This is a genomic window from Paenibacillus sp. LRG-1 (assembly GCF_057220305.1).
In genome coordinates, this window is the sequence record NZ_CM170126.1 from 1,000,579 (window position 1) to 1,021,169 (window position 20,591).

Annotated in this window: 21 protein-coding genes; 18 read left to right on the forward strand and 3 right to left on the reverse strand. The window is 43.5% G+C overall.

All coding sequences use genetic code 11. The features are described from left to right. Positions 1-58: 58 nt before the first annotated feature. The 14 genes from ACUUJN_RS04500 to ACUUJN_RS04565 all read left to right on the forward strand — a co-directional run bounded on the left by ACUUJN_RS04500 (position 59) and on the right by ACUUJN_RS04565 (position 12,994). On the forward strand, positions 59-604 hold the full coding sequence (locus ACUUJN_RS04500) for a PadR family transcriptional regulator (RefSeq protein WP_341057975.1): 546 nt from the start codon (positions 59-61) through the stop codon (positions 602-604). Then, on the forward strand, positions 582-1,079 hold the full coding sequence (locus ACUUJN_RS04505) for a hypothetical protein (protein ID WP_028542035.1): 498 nt from the start codon (positions 582-584) through the stop codon (positions 1,077-1,079). The genes ACUUJN_RS04500 and ACUUJN_RS04505 overlap by 23 nt, the downstream gene beginning before the upstream one ends. Positions 1,080-1,082: 3 nt before the next feature. Continuing rightward, positions 1,083-1,205, forward strand: a complete 123-nt coding sequence (locus ACUUJN_RS04510; RefSeq protein ID WP_256026584.1) for a hypothetical protein — start codon at positions 1,083-1,085, stop codon at positions 1,203-1,205. A 119-nt stretch (positions 1,206-1,324) separates the two neighbouring features. Further along, the gene (locus tag ACUUJN_RS04515; RefSeq protein ID WP_023987129.1) at positions 1,325-2,458 is read left to right on the forward strand and encodes a sensor histidine kinase; all 1,134 of its coding nucleotides are present in this window, start codon (positions 1,325-1,327) and stop codon (positions 2,456-2,458) included. After that, complete coding sequence (locus ACUUJN_RS04520) at positions 2,455-3,054, forward strand: response regulator transcription factor (RefSeq protein ID WP_013308918.1); 600 nt, start codon at positions 2,455-2,457, stop codon at positions 3,052-3,054. Before ACUUJN_RS04515 ends, ACUUJN_RS04520 begins: the two co-directional genes overlap by 4 nt. Positions 3,055-3,200: 146 nt before the next feature. Then, positions 3,201-3,821: a deoxynucleoside kinase gene (locus ACUUJN_RS04525; RefSeq protein WP_023987130.1), complete on the forward strand. Its 621-nt coding sequence runs from the start codon at positions 3,201-3,203 to the stop codon at positions 3,819-3,821. Next, the gene (locus ACUUJN_RS04530; protein ID WP_013308920.1) at positions 3,821-4,462 is read left to right on the forward strand and encodes a deoxynucleoside kinase; all 642 of its coding nucleotides are present in this window, start codon (positions 3,821-3,823) and stop codon (positions 4,460-4,462) included. The genes ACUUJN_RS04525 and ACUUJN_RS04530 overlap by 1 nt, the downstream gene beginning before the upstream one ends. A 197-nt stretch (positions 4,463-4,659) precedes the next feature. After that, positions 4,660-5,661, forward strand: coding sequence for a Gfo/Idh/MocA family protein (locus ACUUJN_RS04535; RefSeq protein WP_028542036.1), 1,002 nt, complete (start codon positions 4,660-4,662; stop codon positions 5,659-5,661). Positions 5,662-5,985: 324 nt separating this feature from the next. Next, a complete protein-coding gene (locus ACUUJN_RS04540) occupies positions 5,986-7,011 on the forward strand; it encodes a methionine ABC transporter ATP-binding protein (RefSeq protein WP_310169076.1) in 1,026 nt (341 codons plus the stop codon). After that, complete coding sequence (locus tag ACUUJN_RS04545) at positions 7,001-7,663, forward strand: methionine ABC transporter permease (protein WP_023987133.1); 663 nt, start codon at positions 7,001-7,003, stop codon at positions 7,661-7,663. The genes ACUUJN_RS04540 and ACUUJN_RS04545 overlap by 11 nt, the downstream gene beginning before the upstream one ends. Before the next feature lie 43 nt (positions 7,664-7,706). Continuing rightward, complete coding sequence (locus ACUUJN_RS04550; RefSeq protein ID WP_023987134.1) at positions 7,707-8,594, forward strand: MetQ/NlpA family ABC transporter substrate-binding protein; 888 nt, start codon at positions 7,707-7,709, stop codon at positions 8,592-8,594. 64 nt (positions 8,595-8,658) lie between these two features. Continuing rightward, complete coding sequence (locus ACUUJN_RS04555) at positions 8,659-9,867, forward strand: M20 family metallopeptidase (protein ID WP_484669317.1); 1,209 nt, start codon at positions 8,659-8,661, stop codon at positions 9,865-9,867. Between the two features lie 255 nt (positions 9,868-10,122). Next, the gene (locus tag ACUUJN_RS04560; protein WP_279835207.1) at positions 10,123-11,556 is read left to right on the forward strand and encodes a purple acid phosphatase family protein; all 1,434 of its coding nucleotides are present in this window, start codon (positions 10,123-10,125) and stop codon (positions 11,554-11,556) included. 211 nt (positions 11,557-11,767) lie between these two features. Then, on the forward strand, positions 11,768-12,994 hold the full coding sequence (locus tag ACUUJN_RS04565; RefSeq protein ID WP_310169080.1) for an RtcB family protein: 1,227 nt from the start codon (positions 11,768-11,770) through the stop codon (positions 12,992-12,994). A 116-nt stretch (positions 12,995-13,110) separates the two neighbouring features. Here ACUUJN_RS04565 and ACUUJN_RS04570 read toward each other — a convergent pair whose 3' ends face one another. Together ACUUJN_RS04570 and ACUUJN_RS04575 are read right to left on the reverse strand one after the other, a co-directional pair. Beyond that, positions 13,111-14,001: a shikimate dehydrogenase gene (locus tag ACUUJN_RS04570; protein ID WP_023987138.1), complete on the reverse strand. Its 891-nt coding sequence runs from the start codon at positions 13,999-14,001 to the stop codon at positions 13,111-13,113. 29 nt (positions 14,002-14,030) lie between these two features. Beyond that, positions 14,031-15,221: an MFS transporter gene (locus ACUUJN_RS04575; RefSeq protein ID WP_076160067.1), complete on the reverse strand. Its 1,191-nt coding sequence runs from the start codon at positions 15,219-15,221 to the stop codon at positions 14,031-14,033. Between the two features lie 216 nt (positions 15,222-15,437). Between ACUUJN_RS04575 and ACUUJN_RS04580 the strand changes: the two genes are divergently transcribed. The 3 genes from ACUUJN_RS04580 (at position 15,438) to aroD (ending at position 18,610) form a co-directional block, all read left to right on the forward strand. Next, positions 15,438-16,349: a LysR family transcriptional regulator gene (locus ACUUJN_RS04580; RefSeq protein WP_484669318.1), complete on the forward strand. Its 912-nt coding sequence runs from the start codon at positions 15,438-15,440 to the stop codon at positions 16,347-16,349. A gap of 130 nt (positions 16,350-16,479) precedes the next feature. Then, positions 16,480-17,742, forward strand: a complete 1,263-nt coding sequence (locus ACUUJN_RS04585; RefSeq protein ID WP_484669319.1) for an MFS transporter — start codon at positions 16,480-16,482, stop codon at positions 17,740-17,742. A 103-nt stretch (positions 17,743-17,845) separates the two neighbouring features. Beyond that, positions 17,846-18,610 (forward strand): type I 3-dehydroquinate dehydratase, encoded by a 765-nt coding sequence (gene aroD, locus ACUUJN_RS04590; RefSeq protein ID WP_484669320.1) that lies wholly within the window; start codon positions 17,846-17,848, stop codon positions 18,608-18,610. Between the two features lie 103 nt (positions 18,611-18,713). On the opposite strand, the gene ACUUJN_RS04595 is transcribed toward aroD, so the two are convergent. Next, on the reverse strand, positions 18,714-19,286 hold the full coding sequence (locus ACUUJN_RS04595) for a shikimate kinase (protein ID WP_023987143.1): 573 nt from the start codon (positions 19,284-19,286) through the stop codon (positions 18,714-18,716). 554 nt (positions 19,287-19,840) lie between these two features. On the opposite strand from ACUUJN_RS04595, the gene ACUUJN_RS04600 reads away from it, so the two are divergent. Next, positions 19,841-20,533 (forward strand): pectate lyase, encoded by a 693-nt coding sequence (locus ACUUJN_RS04600; RefSeq protein WP_023987144.1) that lies wholly within the window; start codon positions 19,841-19,843, stop codon positions 20,531-20,533. Positions 20,534-20,591 lie beyond the last annotated feature (58 nt).

Below are 20,591 nucleotides of genomic sequence, written 5' to 3' on the forward strand. Positions count from 1 at the left end.
AGTTCCCTTTGATTTCAGAAGGATAATTCACTATGCCAGGAAAGAAGGAATAGATTTTATGTTGATTTATGTAATACTTGGGTTCCTCTGCGAAAAGGATATGACAGGATATGAAATCAAGCAGAAGATGACGATAAGCACTTCCAACTTTATTGATGCCAGCTTCGGAAGCATATATCCTATGCTGAAAAAAATGGAAAAGGGGGAGCTTATCAAGTATGAAGAAGTGGTAGAGGAAGGCAGATTCAAAAAATCATATGGTATTACGGAAAAAGGGAAGAGTGAATTTATAGAATGGTTAAAAACACCATGTACTTTTTCCCCTTTTAATTATGAGTATTTGAGTAAGCTTTTCTTCTATAAATATCTTGACGACATTGAGGTTGTTCGTTTGATTGCCAGCTTTCAAACTACTGTCGCCAGTGAATATAACAAGCTTGCCTTGATAGAAGAGAAGCACGTTCATGAGATGGGCGTATATGAGCACGCGACGTTGATGTTTGGCAAAGAATATTTTCAAATGATTATGAATTGGCACGATGAACTCACAAGAAAAATTACAGGAAAGAAGGATAATGAAGATGAGAATGACAAAGAAATTTAAATTGCAGATTGCAGCTAAAAATGTGGATTTGTACAAATGGGTAACTGAGATGACTCCAGCTGAATATGAATCATTTTCAAAAGCTCACAAGGCAATGGGCAGTTATTTTGAAGATGGTGAATTCTATATGGTTAATGTGGAAAATATGGGGAATGAGATGATTGTTCAGCACTATCAATTAAAAGAGCACACAAAGGATCATTTGCGTTTCTACTCTGACAAGACAGAAGCATATATATGGCGATGGATACCCGCCATCGTTGGAGTTCCATGGGAAATGAAGATCACGCCTGTTGATAACAACTCTTGCGAATTTAGTTGTACGATTGGAGCGGACTTTCCATCTCGGCTACTGGCTTTTGCAGCATGGATAAATGGTTTTGGTGGATTCTTTATGAGAAAACATTTAGCCGATGAGGGCGGAAAATTTGCTAAAGATATAGAAAAGAAATTTAATAACGTTAGGTATGTATAATTCATGAACGAGCTGATCAGAAATATAGACCAGTCCCATTTCAAAGCACGATCTGGTGCAGTGGGTGGAGTGTACAGCGAATGGCTTAAGTTTGAGATCAGTTCCCGCAAAATGGACGGCTTCTAATCAAAGTGTTCATTTGCGGTTCACAGGAAAGGCTTTACCTTTGGTGCTTTCGAGCAGACGAAACAGTGGTATGATAAGATAAGGGATATAAGTCATGTGAAGTAGAAGAGGGTGGCAGAATGCAAAAGTGGTATCAGATTTTCCAAAGAAATACAGGGCTTAGTCCTTATGTGTGGGTCGTCTTTTATATCCTGCCCTTTTACTACTTTAGCTCTTCATCTACAAGTCATATTATTCTGGGTACTGCTATTATTTTGGTATTCTTTGCATGTTATGTACTGGCTTTTGTCTCAAAAGGCTGGCTCATATACTTTTGGACCAGTGTACAGATTGCCATATCGATTACCATGACACTGCTGTTTAGCTATATGTATTTTTCCATATTTATCGCCTATCTGATCGGTAATATTAAAAGTAAGGCGGCATTTACGACGCTGTATATCATTTTAATGGTTATTACGATTGGATTGATCAATTACGGTTTTGTATCTCAGAATCCCGTTTTTATTAAACAGATTCCTTTTATCCTGCTCAATCTGATCGGTGTGATTCTCCTTCCGATTACGAATTTTAATCGCAACAAAAGCGATCGGCTCCAAGTCCAATTAGAGGATGCCAATAAGAAAATATCGGAATTGATTAAGCTGGAGGAACGGCAAAGAATTGCGCGCGACCTGCACGATACCTTAGGTCAGAAGCTGTCACTCATCGGGCTGAAGAGCGATTTGGCGGGCAAACTGATGGATCAGTACCCGGAGCGTGCTCATGCTGAAATTAACGATGTTCGTCTCACGGCGAGAAGCGCGTTAAAAGAGGTGCGGGAAATGGTTACTCAAATGCGAGGTATGCGACTAGAGGATGAGCTGTTACGTATTCGGCAGATCTTAAAGGCTGCTCACATTGAATTGACCTTGGAGGGCGACCCGAAGCTGGAGCATACATCATTAATGAATGAAAATGTACTTAGTATGTGTATGAAGGAAGCAGTGACAAATGTGGTTAAGCACAGTGGAGCCACCGCTTGCTCCATCACTATTGAGCCGTCTCGTAAGGAACTAACTCTTCGGATTCAGGATAATGGAGTCGGTGCTACGAGAGAAAATGGAACCCTTCGTGGAAATGGCCTGCAAGGAATGAAGGAAAGGCTCGAATTCGTGAACGGATGTATGGAGCTGCGCTCAGATCAGGGAACGACCTTGGTCATTAAAGTGCCCAATATCCCTGAAAAGCCGAATGAGGAGGTGGGGCCATGATTCGAATTGTTATTGCAGAAGACCAGCGTATGCTGCTGGGTGCTCTAGCCTCCCTGCTAGACTTGGAAGAGGACATGAAAGTAGTCGGAAAAGCAAGCAACGGGGAAGAAGCTATAGAACTGGTGAAGCTGCACCAGCCGGATATATGCATTATGGACATCGAAATGCCGATTAAGAGCGGATTGGATGCGGCTGAGGAACTCAAAGCCTTGAACTGCAAGGTACTGATTTTAACTACGTTTGCTCGCCCCGGGTATTTTGAACGAGCGATCAAGGCGGGGACACACGGTTATCTGCTCAAGGACAGTCCCAGTGAAGAGCTGGCTTCCTCCATTCGAAGTATTATGGCAGGTCGACGTATTTACGCTCCAGAACTGGTCGATGATGCTTATGCCGAAGTCAACCCGCTAACAGAGCGTGAAAAGACCGTTTTGGCGCTTATTGCTGACGGAAAGAATACAAAAGAGATTGCTGGTGAACTGTATTTAACGACAGGGACGGTGCGCAATTATATTTCAGTCATTCTCGATAAGCTGGGTGTCAGTAACCGGATCGAGGCGATTACACGTTTTAATGAAAAAGGTTGGTTTAAGTGAGAAACAGGGACGCTATGAAGCAAAATGTAGCGCTCTGTTTTTTTTGTTTTATCCATAGATTTGGTATGCCTTTAGCGTACTACCTTGTGATACAATAGGATAGTTGTCCACAGGATGGACTGGAGTACAAGGAGGAGCAGAACTGCATGAAACAAGCCCCATTTATAGCCGTTGAAGGGCCAATCGGAGCAGGTAAAACGACGTTGGCTTCGATGCTTTCAACCGAGCTACATTTGCCGATAATCAAAGAGATTGTCGAGGAGAACCCATTTCTCGATAAATTTTATCAAAATATAGATGAGTGGAGTTTTCAGCTGGAAATGTTCTTTCTCTGCAATCGGTATAAGCAGCTGGAGGATACTGGTCTGCAATATATCGAGAAAGCTCAGCCCGTTATTTCTGATTATCATATCTACAAGAATTTGATTTTTGCTGAACGTACGCTTAAGGGTGTGAAGCTCGAAAAATATCGTCAAATCTATCATCTGCTCACGGATGATATGCCTAAGCCAGACATTATCATTTATATTAAAGCAGATTTGGATACCTTGCTGGGGAGAATTCGCAAGCGTGCACGCTCTTTTGAACAGGAGATGGACCCCGCTTATCTGGAGCAATTAATAATAGATTATGATAAAGGCATTCAGTTTCTCGCTGAACAGTCCCCTTCCCCTCGTATATTGACCGTGAACGGGAATGAAATTGATTTTGTAGAAAACCAGGCACAATTTAAACAAATTGTTTCCGATGTAAAGGAGCTTATATAGTGAATAATTACAACATTCCTGCGAATGCCCTGATTACGGTAGCGGGTACAGTGGGTGTAGGTAAATCCACGCTGACTGGTGCTTTGGCCGGACGCCTTGGTTTTAAAACCTCTTTGGAGCAGGTCGATCATAATCCCTATCTGGAGAAATTTTATCACGATTTCGAAAGATGGAGCTTTCATTTGCAAATTTATTTTCTCGCGGAACGCTTCAAGGAACAAAAGAATATTTTCTTGTCTGGTGGAGGTTTTGTGCAGGATCGTTCTATTTATGAGGACACAGGCATTTTTGCGAAAATGCATGCCGATCAGGGAACGATGAACCCTACCGATTATGAAACGTATACTAGCCTGTTTGAGGCGATGGTGATGACACCGTTTTTCCCGCACCCTGATGTGTTGATCTATTTGGAAGGCAGCTTGCCCTCCATACTGAGTCGGATTGAGGAGCGCGGTCGCGAGATGGAGATCCAGACCGAGCGTTCTTATTGGGAGCAAATGCATCGCAGATATTCCAATTGGATCAACGAATTTGATGCCTGTCCTGTACTGCGTCTGAACATTGATGAATATGATGTACACGACCCAGCTTCCATGGATGCCATTTTGGAAGAAGTAGGAAAAGTAATATCAAAAAAATAGAGATATAACCCCAAATAAATAACAGGGACTGTGGTACAATCAGTATAAATTATGCTGATAGACTACAGTCTTTTTTTGTCGAATGAACATGTTAAAGCATGAGATATGACTAACGGTATAGTGGACAAGTTTAGGCTGGAATGCGAGAATAGGTACATATGAATTGTAATGACTCACGGGAAGGATGGGATACTGTGATGCGTTTTGGTATTGTTGGAACCAACTGGATAACAGAGAGGTTTATTCAAGCTGCGATGGAGACGGACGAATTTTCCCTGACGGCGGTGTACTCACGCACAGAGGATAAGGGCAAAGCTTTTGCTGACAAATATAACAGCCAGCCGGAGGTTTTTACAGACCTGGCGCAAATGGCCGCAAGTGATCAGGTCGATGCCGTATATATTGCCAGCCCCAATTCCTTACATGCGGAGCAGGCGATCTTATGTATGAATCACGGAAAGCACGTGTTGTGTGAGAAACCTTTTGCGTCTAATACAGCAGAGGTGAAGAGCATGATCGAAGCCGCGCGCAACAACGATGTTCTGCTGATGGAGGCCGTTAAATCCACACTTATGCCTAACTTTAAAATAATAAAGGATCATATGTATAAAATAGGCCGGGTTCGGCGTTATTTTGCAAGCTACTGTCAATACTCCTCACGCTTTGATGCTTTTAAGCAAGGTAAGGTATTGAATGCGTTTAATCCGGCCTTTTCCAATGGTTCCTTGATGGACCTTGGAGTGTATTGTTTGTATCCTATGGTGACTTTGTTCGGCAAACCTGAGGAGGTTCGGGCGGTTGGTGTACTTTTATCCTCTGGTGTCGATGGCGAGGGCAGTATCGTGATGAAGTATCCTGATATGGATGCTACGGTCATGTATTCCAAAATTACAGATTCCTATCTGCCTGCTGAAATTCAGGGTGAGAATGGAACGATGGTGATCGACAAAATCAGTCAGCCCTATGAGGTGAAAATTCATTATCGGGACGGCACGATTGAAGATCTGACCAAAGCTCAGACGCGTGAGCCAATGTATTATGAAATTCAGGAATTTATTGATTTGATCAAGAGTGGTGAACGCAACAGTTCCATTAACTCCTTGGAGTGTTCACTTACAGTCGCTGAAGTGATGGAGGAGGCAAGACAACAATTCGGCCTTCGTTATGAAGCAGATTTGAAAAATACTTCTACACATTAGTCAGTGGAATGATCGAGATTACAATGCACAAAGGGCTGCCGATTTTGCAAACTTTGCAAATATACGGTTAGCCTTATTTGGCTTTGTAGCCCTAAAAGTGTAAGCAATTGTGATGACAGGAGTCAGAAGGCTATATTCATTTTTTATTGACAGATTCTCCTTCTTGTCTTAAGGTGTTAACAATGCAATATACAGTTAAATAATCCCACCTTCGTTCAAACGAAGATTAGGGAATTTTTTTAGGGTGTAAATCCGATTAAATCCACCGGATTACTAAAATAGGATGGAGGAATACATACATTGTAGACGTAAGGAGGAAGCAGTTTGATAAAGTTTGAACAAGTTAGCAAAATATTTACCTTACCCAATCGTAAGGTAAATGCACTCGAAAAGGTTTCGTTATCGGTTAAAAAAGGAGAAATTTTCGGCGTGATTGGCTTTAGCGGTGCAGGTAAAAGTACGCTACTGCGGCTTGTCAATCTACTGGAACGCCCCTCAGAGGGACGAATTGTCGTTAATGATCAGGATGTTACTCAGATACGTCCTAAGGAACTAAGGAATTTAAGAAGACGGATCGGGATGGTATTCCAAACCTTTAATTTGTTTAACTCTCGTACTGTATATGGGAATCTGGCTTATCCTCTAAAACTGGCTAAACTGCCCAAGGCACAGATAGATGCTCGTGTTAAGGAACTGCTGCAATTTGTTGGATTGGAGGATAAAGCGGATTCCTATCCGGAGCAGTTATCTGGCGGGCAAAAGCAACGGGTCGGCATTGCCAGAGCACTGGCGAATTCGCCCGATATTCTCATCTGTGATGAAGCGACCTCGGCCCTCGATCCGGAAACGACAGAAGATATATTGAGGCTGCTGAAAAAAGTAAATGAAGAGTACCAGATTACGATCTTGCTCATTACCCATGAAATGAATGTGATTCGCAGTATTTGTGATCGTGTGGCGGTGATGGAGAATGGTAGGGTGATTGAGCAGGGCAGTGTGTTCGATGTATTTGCCAATCCACAGACGAAGACGACGAAAAATTTTATTCGCTCTGTACTGAATGATCAGCTTTCACCCAAACTGCTGAGCAAGATTCGGGAGCATCACGCTGGCCGATTGTACAGACTTGTTTTTCGGGGTGGGGCGACCAGTGAACCGGTGCTTTCTAGAGCGACACGGAAGCATAATCTGGATTATAACATTGTATATGGAAGTATTAATGAGCTACAGGGAGCGCTGTTCGGAAGCTTAATTGTCGAGTTAATCGGTGCAGACGATGAAGTTAACAAGGTCGTGGAGGAACTACGAACGACGGTGGAAGTCAGGGAGGTCGTCGATCATGAGAGTTAATTGGGATACATTTTGGCTCAAGGTAGTGGAGGCTACAGGGGAAACGCTTTTGATGGTTGTTGTCACGCTGATTTTTGCCAGTATTCTGGGGCTTATGATTGGTTTAGTACTGTATGTGACACGTAAAGGGAGCTTGTTTGAAAACAAATTTGTGTTTATGTTTCTGAATTTGCTGATTAATATCATTCGCCCGATTCCGTTTATCATTTTTTTAGTGGCGATTAGCCCGTTTACGCGTTTAATCATGGGAACCACGATTGGAACCTCGGCGGCTATTTTCCCAATGACTATTGTAGCGGCCTTTGCTGTAGCGAGAATTGTGGAAAATAATCTGGTCTCCATTGATCCGGGCATGATAGAAGCAGCCAAGGCACTGGGTGCGACTCCATTTCAGATCATCACGGGTGTGTTGATTCGGGAAGCGCTGGGACCTTTGATTCTAGGGTTGACGTTTATTACCGTGGCCTTGATTGATTTCTCTGCCATGGCTGGTACGGTGGGCGGAGGAGGCCTTGGGAACCTGGCAATGACCTATGGTTATCAACGATTCGATACTTCGGTCATGATTGTCACGATTGTTTTGCTGATCCTTTTTGTACAGGTCGCCCAATATGCAGGGAACTACTTGTCTCGTAAATTTCTACGGCGCTGATGGGAACAGAGTATTATACATAACGATTAAAGGGGAAATGAAAATGAAAAAAATATTTCGCTTGGGTTTACTGGCTATTCTTAGTGTAGCGGTTCTATCTGCTTGCTCAGCTAACGGTTCGGGCTCAAATGCAAATGAAAAAGTACATGTTAAAATCGGGGTTTCAGGATCTGAGGACACGTATTGGGATGTGCTCAAGAAGAAAGCAGAGGCCAAAAATATTGAAATTGAGCTGATCAGTTTCTCGGATTATACATTACCCAATAAGGCGCTCGCCAATAAAGAGGTAGATTTGAACTCCTTTCAACATTTGGCCTTTCTCAGTCAGTTTAATGTAGAAAATGATGTGAATATCGTCCCTATTGGTGCAACGATTATCGCTCCGATGGCACTGTACTCTGAAAAATTCAAAAACGTATCGGATATTCCTGACGGCTCCAAAATTGCTATACCGGATGATCCCTCCAATCAGGGACGGGCTTTAAAACTTCTCCAGTCTGCAGGGCTGATTAAGTTGAAGCAGGATGCGGGCCTGTATCCGACCACGGATGAAATCGAAGGGAATCCTAAAAAGCTGGAGATTGTCCCAGTTGTCGCCCAGCAGACGCCGCGCGTCTTGTCTGATGTAGCCGCTTCAGCTGTGAACAGCGGTGTTGCTACAGATGCCGGGCTCAAGCTGGATGGAGCCATCTACAAGGATGATGCAAGCAGCGAAGAAGCGAAGCCATATGTGAACGTGTTTGCTGCCCGTGCGGAGGATAAGGATAATGCGACTTACAAAACGATTGTGGATTTGTACCATGATGCTGATGTAGCCGAGGCGGTAAAACAGGATTCCAAAGGAGCTAACGTCGTGGTAGACCAGTCTGCCGAAGAGCTACAGGCCACATTGGATAAGCTGGTAGCAGATGTTAAAGCGCAAAAGAAATAAGAATGTTGAACAGAAGTAGGGTTGGAAGCATACTAATCTATTTTCGAAACGAGGAGAGATTGCGATGAGTACAACGAACACGGTCGATACACATAGACAGCGGATTATTGAGGAAATTGAGGATTCTCGTCAGCTTTACACGGAAACGAGCCGGTTTATTCATGCTAATCCCGAAATCGGCAATCAAGAATTTCAGGCTTCCCAGGCACTGACGGGCATTTTGGAGCAAGCGGGGTTTGAGGTAACTCGGAATGTAGCGGGACACGAAACCGGATTTGTTGCCCGTAAGGCTTCTGCTAGACCAGGTCCGAAAATCGGATACTTGGCTGAATATGATGCATTGCCCGGTCTGGGCCATGCTTGTGGCCACAATATTATCGGAACCGCAAGCACGGCAGCAGCCATCGCCTTGGCGCAGGTGATCGACGAAACGGGAGGTGAGGTGTATGTGTTCGGTACACCAGCGGAAGAAGGCGGTCCTAATGGCAGTGCAAAAGGCAGCTTCGTGAAGCACGGGCTGTTCGAAGGGATTGATGCTGCACTGATGGTTCATCCATCTGGTGTGACCCGGCTGACCTCACCAAGTCTGGCAGTTGATCCGCTAGATTTTCATTTTTACGGCAAAGCGGCTCACGCCGCAGGATCACCAGAGCAGGGAATCAATGCGCTCGATGCGGTGCTGCAGTTGTTCAGCGGTATCAATGCTTTGCGTCAGCAACTGCCGACCGATGTGCGTATTCATGGCATCATTACGCATGGAGGAGACGCGCCCAATATCATTCCGGACTATGCGTCGGCACGCTTTTTCATTCGGGCAAGTACTTGGCAGCGCACAGAGGAGGTTTCCACGAAAGTTCGCCATATCGCAGATGCTGCTGCTTTGGCAACAGGAGCCACTGTGAAAATCGAACGTTTTCAAAATGAAGTGCGTGATTTCATTCTGAACGATACCCTGGATGAGGTAGTAGGTCGTGAACTGGAAGCGCTGGGAGAACAGCTGGATCGTGGCCCTCGTGCCGGACTGGGTTCGACGGATGCGGGAAATGTAAGCCATGTTATCCCGACTGTACATGCTTACATTAAGATCGGTCCGGATGATCTCATCGCTCATACGGTAGAATTCAGGGAAGCGGCTGGCTCTGAGAAGGGTGAGGAAGCCTTAGTGATTGGAGCCAAGGCGTTAGCCTTGTCAGGCTTGGAGCTACTGGTGAATGAAACACTGCTGGTTGCGGTGAAGGAAGATTTTAAGCGTACGCATTCAGCGGCACAGTAAGCCAAGTCCACACATGGCATAGCAGAGCCGTCTAATATGAGTGTTATAGTTGAAGAGGATATCCTACAGTCTGTTTGGCTGCATGGATATCCTTTTTCATTTTCTTATAAGCTGCTATCATTGCTCCTCAATCGCTAGGTCACTTATAACCTCATTTTTACAAAGTACTATATTTCCAAAAACAACGTATTAACATTTGATTGTTATGATTATAGTTATAACTTTTACATATTAACTGCAAAGAGGAGTGTACACATGTTTAAGAAGTTTCAAAAGTGGTCAGCAACATCTATGTCTGTTGCTCTTGCACTAGGTTTGATTACTGGCATGTCAGCCTTACCTGTCTATGCTGAGTCACCAGGGAGCACAGATCAAGGGATTAGTAAAGTTACAGCTACATTTTATGGAGACACAAAAGTCTCCAAAGGATTTACTTGGTATACTTCAAAACTTTTCACGAAGAGCACTGTTCAAGTAATCAAGAAAACGGCTTCTGAAGCTGATTTTACGAGTGCTCTTACATTTGAAGGCACTTCCTCTCCATCGACCAATTCTGCAGAAGAGCTTGTCCATAAAGCTGTAGCTACAGGTCTTCAAGCGGACACAGCTTATTATTATCGTGTGGGTGATGCAGCGCGCGGGATATGGAGCGAAACAGGTACGTTTCAAACGGCTCCTAAGAGCGGTGAATTTACCTTCATTGATCTAGCTGATACACAAGCAAAAAGCGAAGATGAAGCCATATTGTCTTCACAGACGCTCGAAAAAGCACTTCAAACTGTAGGTAATGCTCAGTTTGTAGTCCACAACGGAGATATCGTAGATACGGGTACCAAAGAAGAGCAGTGGAACTGGCTGCTGGGGCATTCACAAAAAAGCCTTTTGAATACAACCATTGTTCCTTCAGCAGGTAATCACGAGGATGAGAACTACGCTTTTTATGATCACTTTAATATTAACGAACCTTCTGGTTCCGCTACTAAAACAGGAGCGTACTACTCTTATGATTACAGCAATGCTCACTTTATCGTACTGAACTCCAATGAGGACTCAGAGAAATATGCCAATTTTTCTGAAGCTCAAGTCGAATGGTTAAAGAAAGATGCTGCGGTAGCCAAAAGGGCAGGTGCAAAGTGGATCATTGTTAACATTCATAAAGGTCCTTACACTACCTCTAATCATGCAACAGATTCTGACATCATGGATAAGAATGGAGTTCGTAACCAAATCGCTCCACTAATGGCCGAACTTGATATCGACTTTGTCGTGCAAGGGCACGATCATATTTACGCTCGTACGAAACCAATCAACCAAGAGGGTAAAGCAACAACGCCAACAAAATTAAAAGATACATTAAATGATAAGACGATTGAATATAGTGTGAATCCAGATGGAAGTATCTATGTCATCCCAGCAACCGCTGGCCCCAAAGTCTACTACAAAAACCCAAGTGAAAAACTTGGAGATAAGTACTATAATCTCTTTGAACTAGCTGAAGAGAATCATGCGGCAGTATATGGCCCAGATCCGAGTGACAATCGTAGACCTACACGAGGACAGGTACAGAATTTTGTTGGCATCACCATAGACGGAAACAAACTTACAGCCGTAACGTATGAAATTGATCAAAACAAAAATGATGCCAAGCCTTTTATTGTGGATCAATTCGGAATCATCAAAAAAGATTAGTATAATTGATTTAATAGTTTCTAAATGATCATAAAAGGATATCCTACAGTCTGGTTGGCTGCATGGGTATCCTTTTTCATTTTCTTAGGGGATATCTACTATTGTACTTGTAATACTTACGCCCTGTTCGGAAGCTGGTAAAACGTACATAATGCAATTAACGACTTTACAAGTTTAAACATGGAGTGACTTACAGGAGGATGAAACGACGATGGCTTATCAAGAAATCAATGGAGTACGAGTATGGGGATCACCTGATCCAGGGGCATTATCTCAAGCTCGTACATGTGCCGAAAACGGTAATGTAATTCAAGCGCTGCTGATGGCAGATCATCATAAAGGCTACAGTCAGCCGATTGGAGGTGTGATGGTGTATGACGGACAAATTTCGCCTTCAGGTGTCGGGTATGATATTGGTTGCGGAAATAAGGCGGTAAGAACCAAGCTGTTTGCAGCAGATATTATGCCGCGTATTTCAGCCGTGATGGATGAGGTTGCATGTCATATTTCGTTTGGCGTAGGTCGTGTGAATGCAATTCAGATAGACCATGAGCTGTTCGATGACCCGGATTGGGCAGTATATGCGGCGATTGGGAAACAAGAACATGACAAACTGAAGTCCTTGGCGAGAGAACAGCTGGGTACAGTAGGGAGTGGTAATCATTTTGTTGATGTATTCGTCGAGGAAGCGACAGGACAGGTCTGGATTGCCAATCATTTCGGCAGCCGGGGCTTTGGACACAAAACAGCAAGTGGGTTTCTAAATTTGGCCGCTGGACGAGAGTTTCTCGGAAAGGCGCCGGGAGAGCATATGGATCAGCCGCCTGTGTTGCTGGATATGAACAGTGAGTTGGGGGATATGTACTACCGTGCGATGCGTCTTGCCGGACGCTATGCGTATGCGGGACGTGACTATGTGATTGAACAAGTGCTTGGTATTATGGGGACCGAAGCGGACTTTACTGTGCATAACCACCATAATTACGCATGGAAAGAACAGCATGATGGGCGTGACACCATTGTGGTCCGTAAAGGCGCTACTCCCTCGGCACCTGGCCAGATGGGCTTTATTGGAGGAAGCATGGGCGATATTTCGGTGATTGTACGCGGAAAAGATTCGGTAGAAAATCGGGATTCCTACTATAGTACAGTTCATGGGGCAGGTCGTATTATGAGTCGTACCCAGGCAGCTGGTAAAATGAATTGGAAAACCCGCACACGGAGTGGTGGACAAATCACGGACGTACAGATGAAGGAGGCCGTTCGGAACTATAGTGTCGAGCTGCGCGGAGCCGGTACAGATGAAAGCCCGTTCGTCTACCGTAAACTGCGCGAGGTACTGGATGCTCATTCCGAGACCGTGGAAGTTATGCATGAACTGAAGCCCATTGGGGTATGCATGGCTGGGGCTAATGAATTTGACCCTTATAAGGATTAATAAAAAGACTATGCCAGGCAGAAGTGTTCATTCGCCGAGCATAGTCTTTTGAGTACATAAATGAGTATATAATAGAAGGAATTCATTGCTTGATGCGTTTGTTAGTAGCTCTATGTTTACAGCTTGTCAGCAAAAAGCTGTTCTTTAATATAAGCGACTGGCATTTCTTGGCCTGTCCACAGTTCGAACGCCAATGCACCCTGCCACAGCATCATGCCCAGACCGTTAATGGCAGTTGCACCTACGGATTCGGCTTGTTCCATCAGCTTGGATTTAGCTGGGCTGTACACTACATCGGTTACGATCAGATCGGAACGAAGCATGGACACATCTTCAATCACACTTTTGCCTTCTAACGGTTTCATACCAACCCCTGTACCGTTAGCGAGAATATGACTTGTGCGGATCTCTTCACGTAGCTGTTCTTGATTTTCCAATGGATAGATATTCGCCTTAACTTGGGTGTGTTTCATATCTTCATTAATAATACGGACATTCTCTTCTGCACGAGCAAAGAACTGATCGTTACGGGCAAAGATTGAAATTTCAGCCAGACCTGCTTGAGCCGCTTCAATAGCAATCGGTGTAGCTGCGCCGCCAGAGCCCACAAGTGTCATTTTCTTGCCTTTCAGGTCAATGCCGTGTTCACGCAAGTTACGAACATAACCAGATCCATCTGTACTGTAGCCTTTCAGTTTACCATCTGTGTTCACGACGGTGTTGACGGCACCTGTAAATTTAGCGCTGTCGTCCAGCTCGTCAAGATACTGTAGAATAGCTGTTTTATTAGGCATAGACACGTTATAACCGCGTATGTTCAGAGCGCGCATCCCCCGTACCACTTCTTCAAGTTGTTCATTTCCTACTTCAAAGGCCATATACGCATTATTCAGGCCCAGCTTTTCAAACGCAAGATTATGCATAGCCGGGGACAAAGAGTGTCCGATTGGTGTAGCAAGCAGTCCGATTAGTTGTGTTCTTCCGTCAATACGTCCAGCATTTTTCATGATATAAGCCTCCAAGTAATCTGTGTAGTTTAATGAAATACTTTTTTATATCGATAAGCAACAAACACGGCCAGCAAAATACTGACTACAGCAATCGCAATATCCAGAATGAATACCGAGGTAATTCCCAAACTTTTGGACATGCCCCCGGTAGCCAAAGGCATCAGGATGAACGAAAGACTGGCTGCTATGTTCACGAGAGAAGTCGTAGTGCCTTTGTTCTTGCGGAAAAATTCCGTCATAACCGTGAGGGCAATTTGGAATATGCCTGCGGTAGACAAGCCGATCAAGAATGAACTGATCAAAGTAGCGACAGGATTGTGCCATGTAATTAAAGCCAACAAAGAAAGTAGGGCAATAAGCGGATATACAATCATGACAGTAATCGGTTTAATGAATTTACCAAGTACCACTGCTAACAAAATAACGGAAACCAATGAACCTATACTATAGTAGCTCAGCAGTTTAATGGCACTGGCTTTGTCCATGCCCAGGGCCTCTTGTCCAAAGGTAGGAAGCCATAGCTGCACGATCATGAACAATACAGTAGAAGTAAAACCGATAATAATCAGAGATAAACCTTCTTGCCAAAACTTAGGCTCGCTGCGGAAAGTATCTGTGGATTGAGCAGCCTCGGTTGGAGCCTTTTGTTCCTCAGCTTTGTGGTTGGGGAAAGCTGTCATCGATAAGAAGATACCGTTCAGCAGATAAATCCCTGCTGGAATAAAGAAGGAATATCCATAGAACATATCGTGATTAATAAAGAATGCAATCATGAACGGAATCACAATAGCACCGATAGAGATGGATGCTTTGACCAGTACAGTTGCAGATCCAGCTTTTTTTCCAAAGCCTTCAATTAATGCAGGATACGTTCCTGAATCCATCATAGAGTTGCAAAGCCCTGCGATAATGGCAAACACGAATGCCAGCGAATAGTTAGGTGCAAGCGGAATGCCAATCAGAAAGATTAAATAAGCAAATGATGCAATAACAATGAGTGGTTTTCTTCCGTATTTGTCTGACATTTTTCCGGCTACCCCGAGAGCGAGCAGCTTACCGATCCCAATCGCGGACACCAGATAGCCGATGGCTGCTTTATCCGTGTTCAATTGGACGGTCAGGAAGCTCATATTCGACGAGAGAATAACATTGATCATACCCAGAAGAAAATAGTTGATGTAAAGCCCTGCTGCCATTCTGATATAAGGATTTTTCATAAGTGTAACTCCCAACTTAAATTTTAGATCAATGGCCTAGGTAGGCATCGTCCAGCGGTATTGCATTACGCCTACAAATAAGTGAAATTATTCACATTCTTTCTATGTCATTATTATATAAGGAGTGTTATTATAAATCCAATGCATATTTCTATCGTTTTTCATAGTTTGGGTCTATAATTTAAAATATGAATTAAAGAAGGAGATTACATAATTATGAACCTGAAGCACTTACAATATTTTCGTGTACTTGCTGAGATGGAGCATTTTACCCAGGCAGCTATGCGACTATGTATTACTCAGCCCAGTTTAAGTCATGCGATTTCAGAATTAGAAAAAGATTTGGGAGTTCATCTGTTCGAGAAGCAGGGGAGAAATATTCGGTTAAACAAATACGGACGATTTTTCCTGAAGTATGTGGAGCACGCGATGGATGAATTAGAAAAGGGAGAACACAATTTACGGGAGCTAGTGAGTCCAAGCCATGGAAATATAGATTTGGCGTTCATTTACACGTTAGGCTCACACTTCATTCCAGCGATCATTCAGGCCTTTTCAGCTCTAGATGCCCGTAAAGATATCTCCTTTTCGTTTCACCAAGGGAATACGAACGATATTATCAAGGGGCTGAAGCAGGAACATTATGATGTGGCGTTCTGCTCTCACATGGAAAATGAACCGGATGTGGAGTTTATTCCGTTGGCTCAGCAGGAGCTGGTTGTCATTGTTTCGCCTGATCATCCACTGGCGACTCTAGACCAAATTGATCTCAAGGATACAGCGGATTATCCGGTGATCTTCTTCAACAAAAAGAGTGGGGTTCGGCCCATTATTGAAAACCTGTTCTCCAAAGCGGGCGTTACGCCACAGATTATTTGCGAGATTGAAGAGGATACAGCAATGGCAGGGCTGGTGTCTGTCAATTACGGAATTGGGGTTATGCCTCGAATTTCATCGTTAGATTATTTTAACGTCAAAACATTGCCTATTGTAAATCCAGAATACGAGCGTTTTATCTACCTGGCCAGCATCAAAAATAGATATTTATCCCCGGCAGTAGTGGACTTTCGGAACTTTGCACTAAGCTACGGCAAGGAGTTTTATCTGAAAACGCATCAGCGCGTCTAGGTTGGGGTCCCGCAATATTTAAACTTGATAAATCTTAAAATGTGTTCTATACTTCATCATCGACACAGGTAATGTGAAATGATTCACATTTTTAATACTACAAGACTTACTTACAAAAGCAGGTGAATTCATGATGAAACGTTCTTCTTTTCCAGTGGCGACAGGCCTTTATGTAAACTATCTTTTGTTCGGCATGTTTAATATTATGCTGGCGTCCCACATGTCCTTTTTAACAGAGCATTTGCATACAGATCAGGCGGGCATCAGTCTCTTGGTTTCTGCGATGGGATTTGGCAGGCTGTTTACCCTGTACATATCCGGGGTGCTCTCCGACCGTTATGGTCGTAAGCCGTTTATTGTGGTAGCAGGGCTACTAATGGCTGTATTCTTGGTCGGTATACCGCTGAGTCCCAGCTTTGAGATGGCGATCGTACTGGCAGTGCTGGCAGGTGTAGCGAATTCTTTTCTTGATTCAGGTACTTATCCAGCGCTGATCGAAGCTTTCCCCCAATCCTCTGGTTCGGCTACAGTGTTGGTGAGAGGCTTTATATCCATCGGGGCGGCATTTTTACCGTTAATGATTATCTTTTTTATGAATCACGACATTTTCTACGGATTCTCTTTCTTTTTACCAGCCCTCATATTTACTTTGAATGCAATCTACTTGTTCAGAATGAAGTTTCCAGACATGCGGGTTCAGTCACCCAAGGAGCCAGTTGGTGATACTTCTGTATCGAGCGTTGAGCAAACGGGAAAATTGGAGGCAAATGATCGGAGTAAGCCGCGGTTTTGGCAGGAAGGGGTATGCCTTATCTTGCTCGGATTTACCGGACCGACTTTGCTTTATATTGTGCAGTTATGGCTGCCTACTTTTGGACAACAGTTTATCGGTATGACCCAATCAGAGTCTCTCAGATTATTAGTTTATTACAATGTCGGTTCACTGATTTCCGTGTTTGTATTGGTAATTGTGTTAAGAAAATGGGTTAAACCTGTTCACATTATTCTTATTTATCCATGTATTTCCCTGTTGGCTTTTGGAGCGCTTCTCTTATTCAAGTCAGGGGCTGCGGCCATTATTTGTGCGAGCGTCATTGGGTTTTCAATATCAGGTGTACTTCAGCTGACATTAACCGTAATGAGTGAATTTTTTAGTCAACGAAAAGGACAGATTACCGGGTTTGTGTATACAGCAACCTCGCTGTCATACACGGTCATTCCCGTGTTTACAGGCTTTCTTTTGAAACATTCTCAGATATCGAGTGTTTTTATGCTAGCTATTATTGTGAATGTGCTAGGGATCGTACTGGCGGTGTTTGTTAATTTTCGGTACAGTTTAGTTTTTCCAGCAAGTCGCAAATTGTCCCCTAAAATCGTACTTGATACCAAATAAATGACGACTGGACCTAATCATCTGCATGCTTATTCAGAATGCGTTATACTATGAATTATTGTACATGTTCGACTTGAAACTGTAATTTGGGAGTGAGATAGAGATGGCTAAAATCGTAAAGGTGAAAGATGTTCTGATCGGTGAAGGAGCGCCAAAAATTTGTGTGCCCATGGTGGGAGAAACGTTGGAGCAGTTGAAGGAAGAGGCCACTTATTTACGTACGCTCGACCTGGATATCGTGGAGTGGAGAGTCGATTTTTTCGAGCATGTGGAGGATCTGGAAAAGGTTAAAGCTGCCTTACAAGAAATTCGGTCTATTTTAGCAAATGTTCCGCTCGTATTTACGTTCCGTAGCGCTCGGGAAGGCGGAGAAAAGGAAATCAGTGCAGCGAGTTATGTGGAATTGAACCGTACAGTAGCCGAAACGGGGCAAGTCGAACTTATTGATGTAGAGCTTTTTAATGAGGAAGCTGATGTGAAGACGCTGGTAGAAGCAGCACATAAGCATAACGTATATGTGATTATATCTAATCATGATTTTCATAAGACGCCGTCGAAGGAGGAGATTGTGTCCCGGTTACGTAAGGCGCAGGAATTGGGAGGCGATCTGCCTAAGATAGCAGTGATGCCAACCAGTACAGCCGATGTGCTCACTTTGCTGGATGCCACGCGTACCATGGCAGAAGAGCATGCAGATCGGCCGATTATTACGATGTCGATGGCGGGGAAAGGTGTCGTGAGCCGCCTGACCGGAGAACTGTTTGGTTCGGCTCTGACCTTTGGTGCTGCTAAGAAAGCTTCCGCACCGGGGCAGATTCCTGTCACTGAACTGAGAGAGATATTGACAGTGCTGCATAGCCATTCTTAAAAGATGGATAGGCATTACTCGCTAGTCAGTAATATATCCGCAGTGAACCAAAAAGGAAGGCCCCCATGCGGTAAGCATGCGAGCCCTCCTTTTTGTGTAACTCTTAATTCAATCCCCGAGTAGGTTCATACAACTCCCAACCTAGATTCAGCGTTTGAATAATATAGTCTGCGACTTCTTCCGCATCCAACTGATCCGTATCGATCTTGGAGTGATTCACCGCGTAAATGTCCTGTCTGGAACGGAAGAGATCCTCAATTTCCCCTAAAGTCTTGTTTTGTAGATTGGGACGGGTGTCAATCAGCATCTTGAGCCGATCTTTCCAGGAATCCCAATTTAAATCCAAGAAGAAAACAATCGATGAAGCCAAACAAGCTTGCTTCACCTCTTCCTGTAAAAATGCACCACCGCCAACGGAAATGATTTTGAGGCGTGTGTTGCTGCATAGCTTCAAAATATGCTCTTTTTCAATCTCACGGAAACGCTTCTCTCCATAAGTTTTGAAAATCTCTGTTGTTGGCATGTTGTATTCTCGTTCAATCTCCTGGTCAATATCCACGAAATCGCGATACAGCTTGCGTGCTAGATGGGAACCGATCGTTGTTTTGCCTACACCCATAAAGCCGATGAGCACAATATTTTGTTCTTTTAATGGAATCTCACTATTGTTTTGCACGATAACCACTCTTTTCTCACCAGTAATGTTGAGATGTGACGCTTCAAAGCACTAAATACATTATACGTTCATCAAACGTGTCATTCAATAGTATAGACTACATCAAAAATGAGGTATAGAACGAAATAAGGTTCTGATTACCATTGTAGTGACATAGAGCACGCATTAGAGACTAGATACTCAGTAATTTGATGCGTAAATTGTCAAAAAATAAACTTACACAAGTATAAAAGAGGCAATATTGTGTACTTAATTGAAAAAAAGGACATATTTTGGCGGAAAATATATTGAAATTACTGGAAGTATGATTATAATAGAGTTATGCAAATTGTAAATGTAATCGCTCTATTTACAATTTGTGCTTTATATTAATTAGGAGACAAAATTGCTTTGAACCAAAAACCAAGTATACATATGCAAATAGTTAAATAACGCCTTTTAGACGTGTATCGGTCAATGGGTTCATTGTACGAAGGTGGTGATACGGTCTACGCGCTCTAGTCAACGAAGAATTGACAAGAATAAAAAAATATCTACGAGAGGGATGAATTGAAATGAAAACAAACACAGCTAAAGTATTGAAAAAGGGAATCAGTATCGCTTTATCAGGAATGTTGGTCGCTTTATTTGTCGGCAATTATTCTGCACATGCAGCTCCAGAAGTCGTTCATAAGACCATACTTGTTAAAGCTGGAGAAGTATACGATGGTAAAGGCAAGACTGTAGTGGCTGATCCCGATACCTTGGGAGACGGAAGCCAGAAAGAGGCTCAAAAGCCTATTTTCAAGCTTGAAAATAATGCAACTTTGAAAAATGTGATCATCGCTGCCCCTGCTGCGGATGGTGTACATGTGTATGGCAACGGAACTATTTCCAACGTAACGTGGGAGGATGTAGGTGAAGATGCCTTGACGCTTAAAGAGCCAGGCACGGTAAACATTACGGGCGGTGGAGCGTTCCATGCGTACGATAAAGTGTTCCAAATTAATGCCGAAGGCACGATTAACATAAAAAACTTTAGAGCCGATGATATCGGAAAGCTGGTTCGCCAACTTGGGGGCTCTACCTTCAGAGTGAATATGACTTTGGATAACTCGGATATTTCCAACGTTAAGGATTCAATTCTGAGATCGGACGGTCCTAACAGCAAAGCTAAAATTACGAACACTCGTTATCACAATGTGAAACAATTGTTCAAAGGCTTTAAATCCAGTAATACGAGCGAGTCCGGCAATACTCAATATTAATCGGAGTAAGATAGGAGTAGAGATATGATAAGGGGCTGTCCAACAGGTCGTGTGGATC

What these genes read in the sequence shown, in the direction of transcription:
- ACUUJN_RS04505 (WP_028542035.1), top strand. Translation starts at nt 582, where the DNA reads ATGAGAATGACAAAGAAATTTAAATTGCAGATTGCAGCTAAAAATGTG.
- aroD (WP_484669320.1), top strand. Translation starts at nt 17,846, where the DNA reads ATGGCTAAAATCGTAAAGGTGAAAGATGTTCTGATCGGTGAAGGAGCG.
- ACUUJN_RS04565 (WP_310169080.1), top strand. Translation starts at nt 11,768, where the DNA reads ATGGCTTATCAAGAAATCAATGGAGTACGAGTATGGGGATCACCTGAT.
- ACUUJN_RS04550 (WP_023987134.1), top strand. Translation starts at nt 7,707, where the DNA reads ATGAAAAAAATATTTCGCTTGGGTTTACTGGCTATTCTTAGTGTAGCG.
- ACUUJN_RS04560 (WP_279835207.1), top strand. Translation starts at nt 10,123, where the DNA reads ATGTTTAAGAAGTTTCAAAAGTGGTCAGCAACATCTATGTCTGTTGCT.
- ACUUJN_RS04515 (WP_023987129.1), top strand. Translation starts at nt 1,325, where the DNA reads ATGCAAAAGTGGTATCAGATTTTCCAAAGAAATACAGGGCTTAGTCCT.
- ACUUJN_RS04545 (WP_023987133.1), top strand. Translation starts at nt 7,001, where the DNA reads ATGAGAGTTAATTGGGATACATTTTGGCTCAAGGTAGTGGAGGCTACA.
- ACUUJN_RS04580 (WP_484669318.1), top strand. Translation starts at nt 15,438, where the DNA reads ATGAACCTGAAGCACTTACAATATTTTCGTGTACTTGCTGAGATGGAG.
- ACUUJN_RS04585 (WP_484669319.1), top strand. Translation starts at nt 16,480, where the DNA reads ATGATGAAACGTTCTTCTTTTCCAGTGGCGACAGGCCTTTATGTAAAC.
- ACUUJN_RS04555 (WP_484669317.1), top strand. Translation starts at nt 8,659, where the DNA reads ATGAGTACAACGAACACGGTCGATACACATAGACAGCGGATTATTGAG.
- ACUUJN_RS04570 (WP_023987138.1), bottom strand. Translation starts at nt 14,001, where the DNA reads ATGAAAAATGCTGGACGTATTGACGGAAGAACACAACTAATCGGACTG.
- ACUUJN_RS04525 (WP_023987130.1), top strand. Translation starts at nt 3,201, where the DNA reads ATGAAACAAGCCCCATTTATAGCCGTTGAAGGGCCAATCGGAGCAGGT.
- ACUUJN_RS04520 (WP_013308918.1), top strand. Translation starts at nt 2,455, where the DNA reads ATGATTCGAATTGTTATTGCAGAAGACCAGCGTATGCTGCTGGGTGCT.
- ACUUJN_RS04600 (WP_023987144.1), top strand. Translation starts at nt 19,841, where the DNA reads ATGAAAACAAACACAGCTAAAGTATTGAAAAAGGGAATCAGTATCGCT.
- ACUUJN_RS04575 (WP_076160067.1), bottom strand. Translation starts at nt 15,221, where the DNA reads ATGAAAAATCCTTATATCAGAATGGCAGCAGGGCTTTACATCAACTAT.
- ACUUJN_RS04535 (WP_028542036.1), top strand. Translation starts at nt 4,660, where the DNA reads ATGCGTTTTGGTATTGTTGGAACCAACTGGATAACAGAGAGGTTTATT.
- ACUUJN_RS04500 (WP_341057975.1), top strand. Translation starts at nt 59, where the DNA reads ATGTTGATTTATGTAATACTTGGGTTCCTCTGCGAAAAGGATATGACA.
- ACUUJN_RS04510 (WP_256026584.1), top strand. Translation starts at nt 1,083, where the DNA reads ATGAACGAGCTGATCAGAAATATAGACCAGTCCCATTTCAAAGCACGA.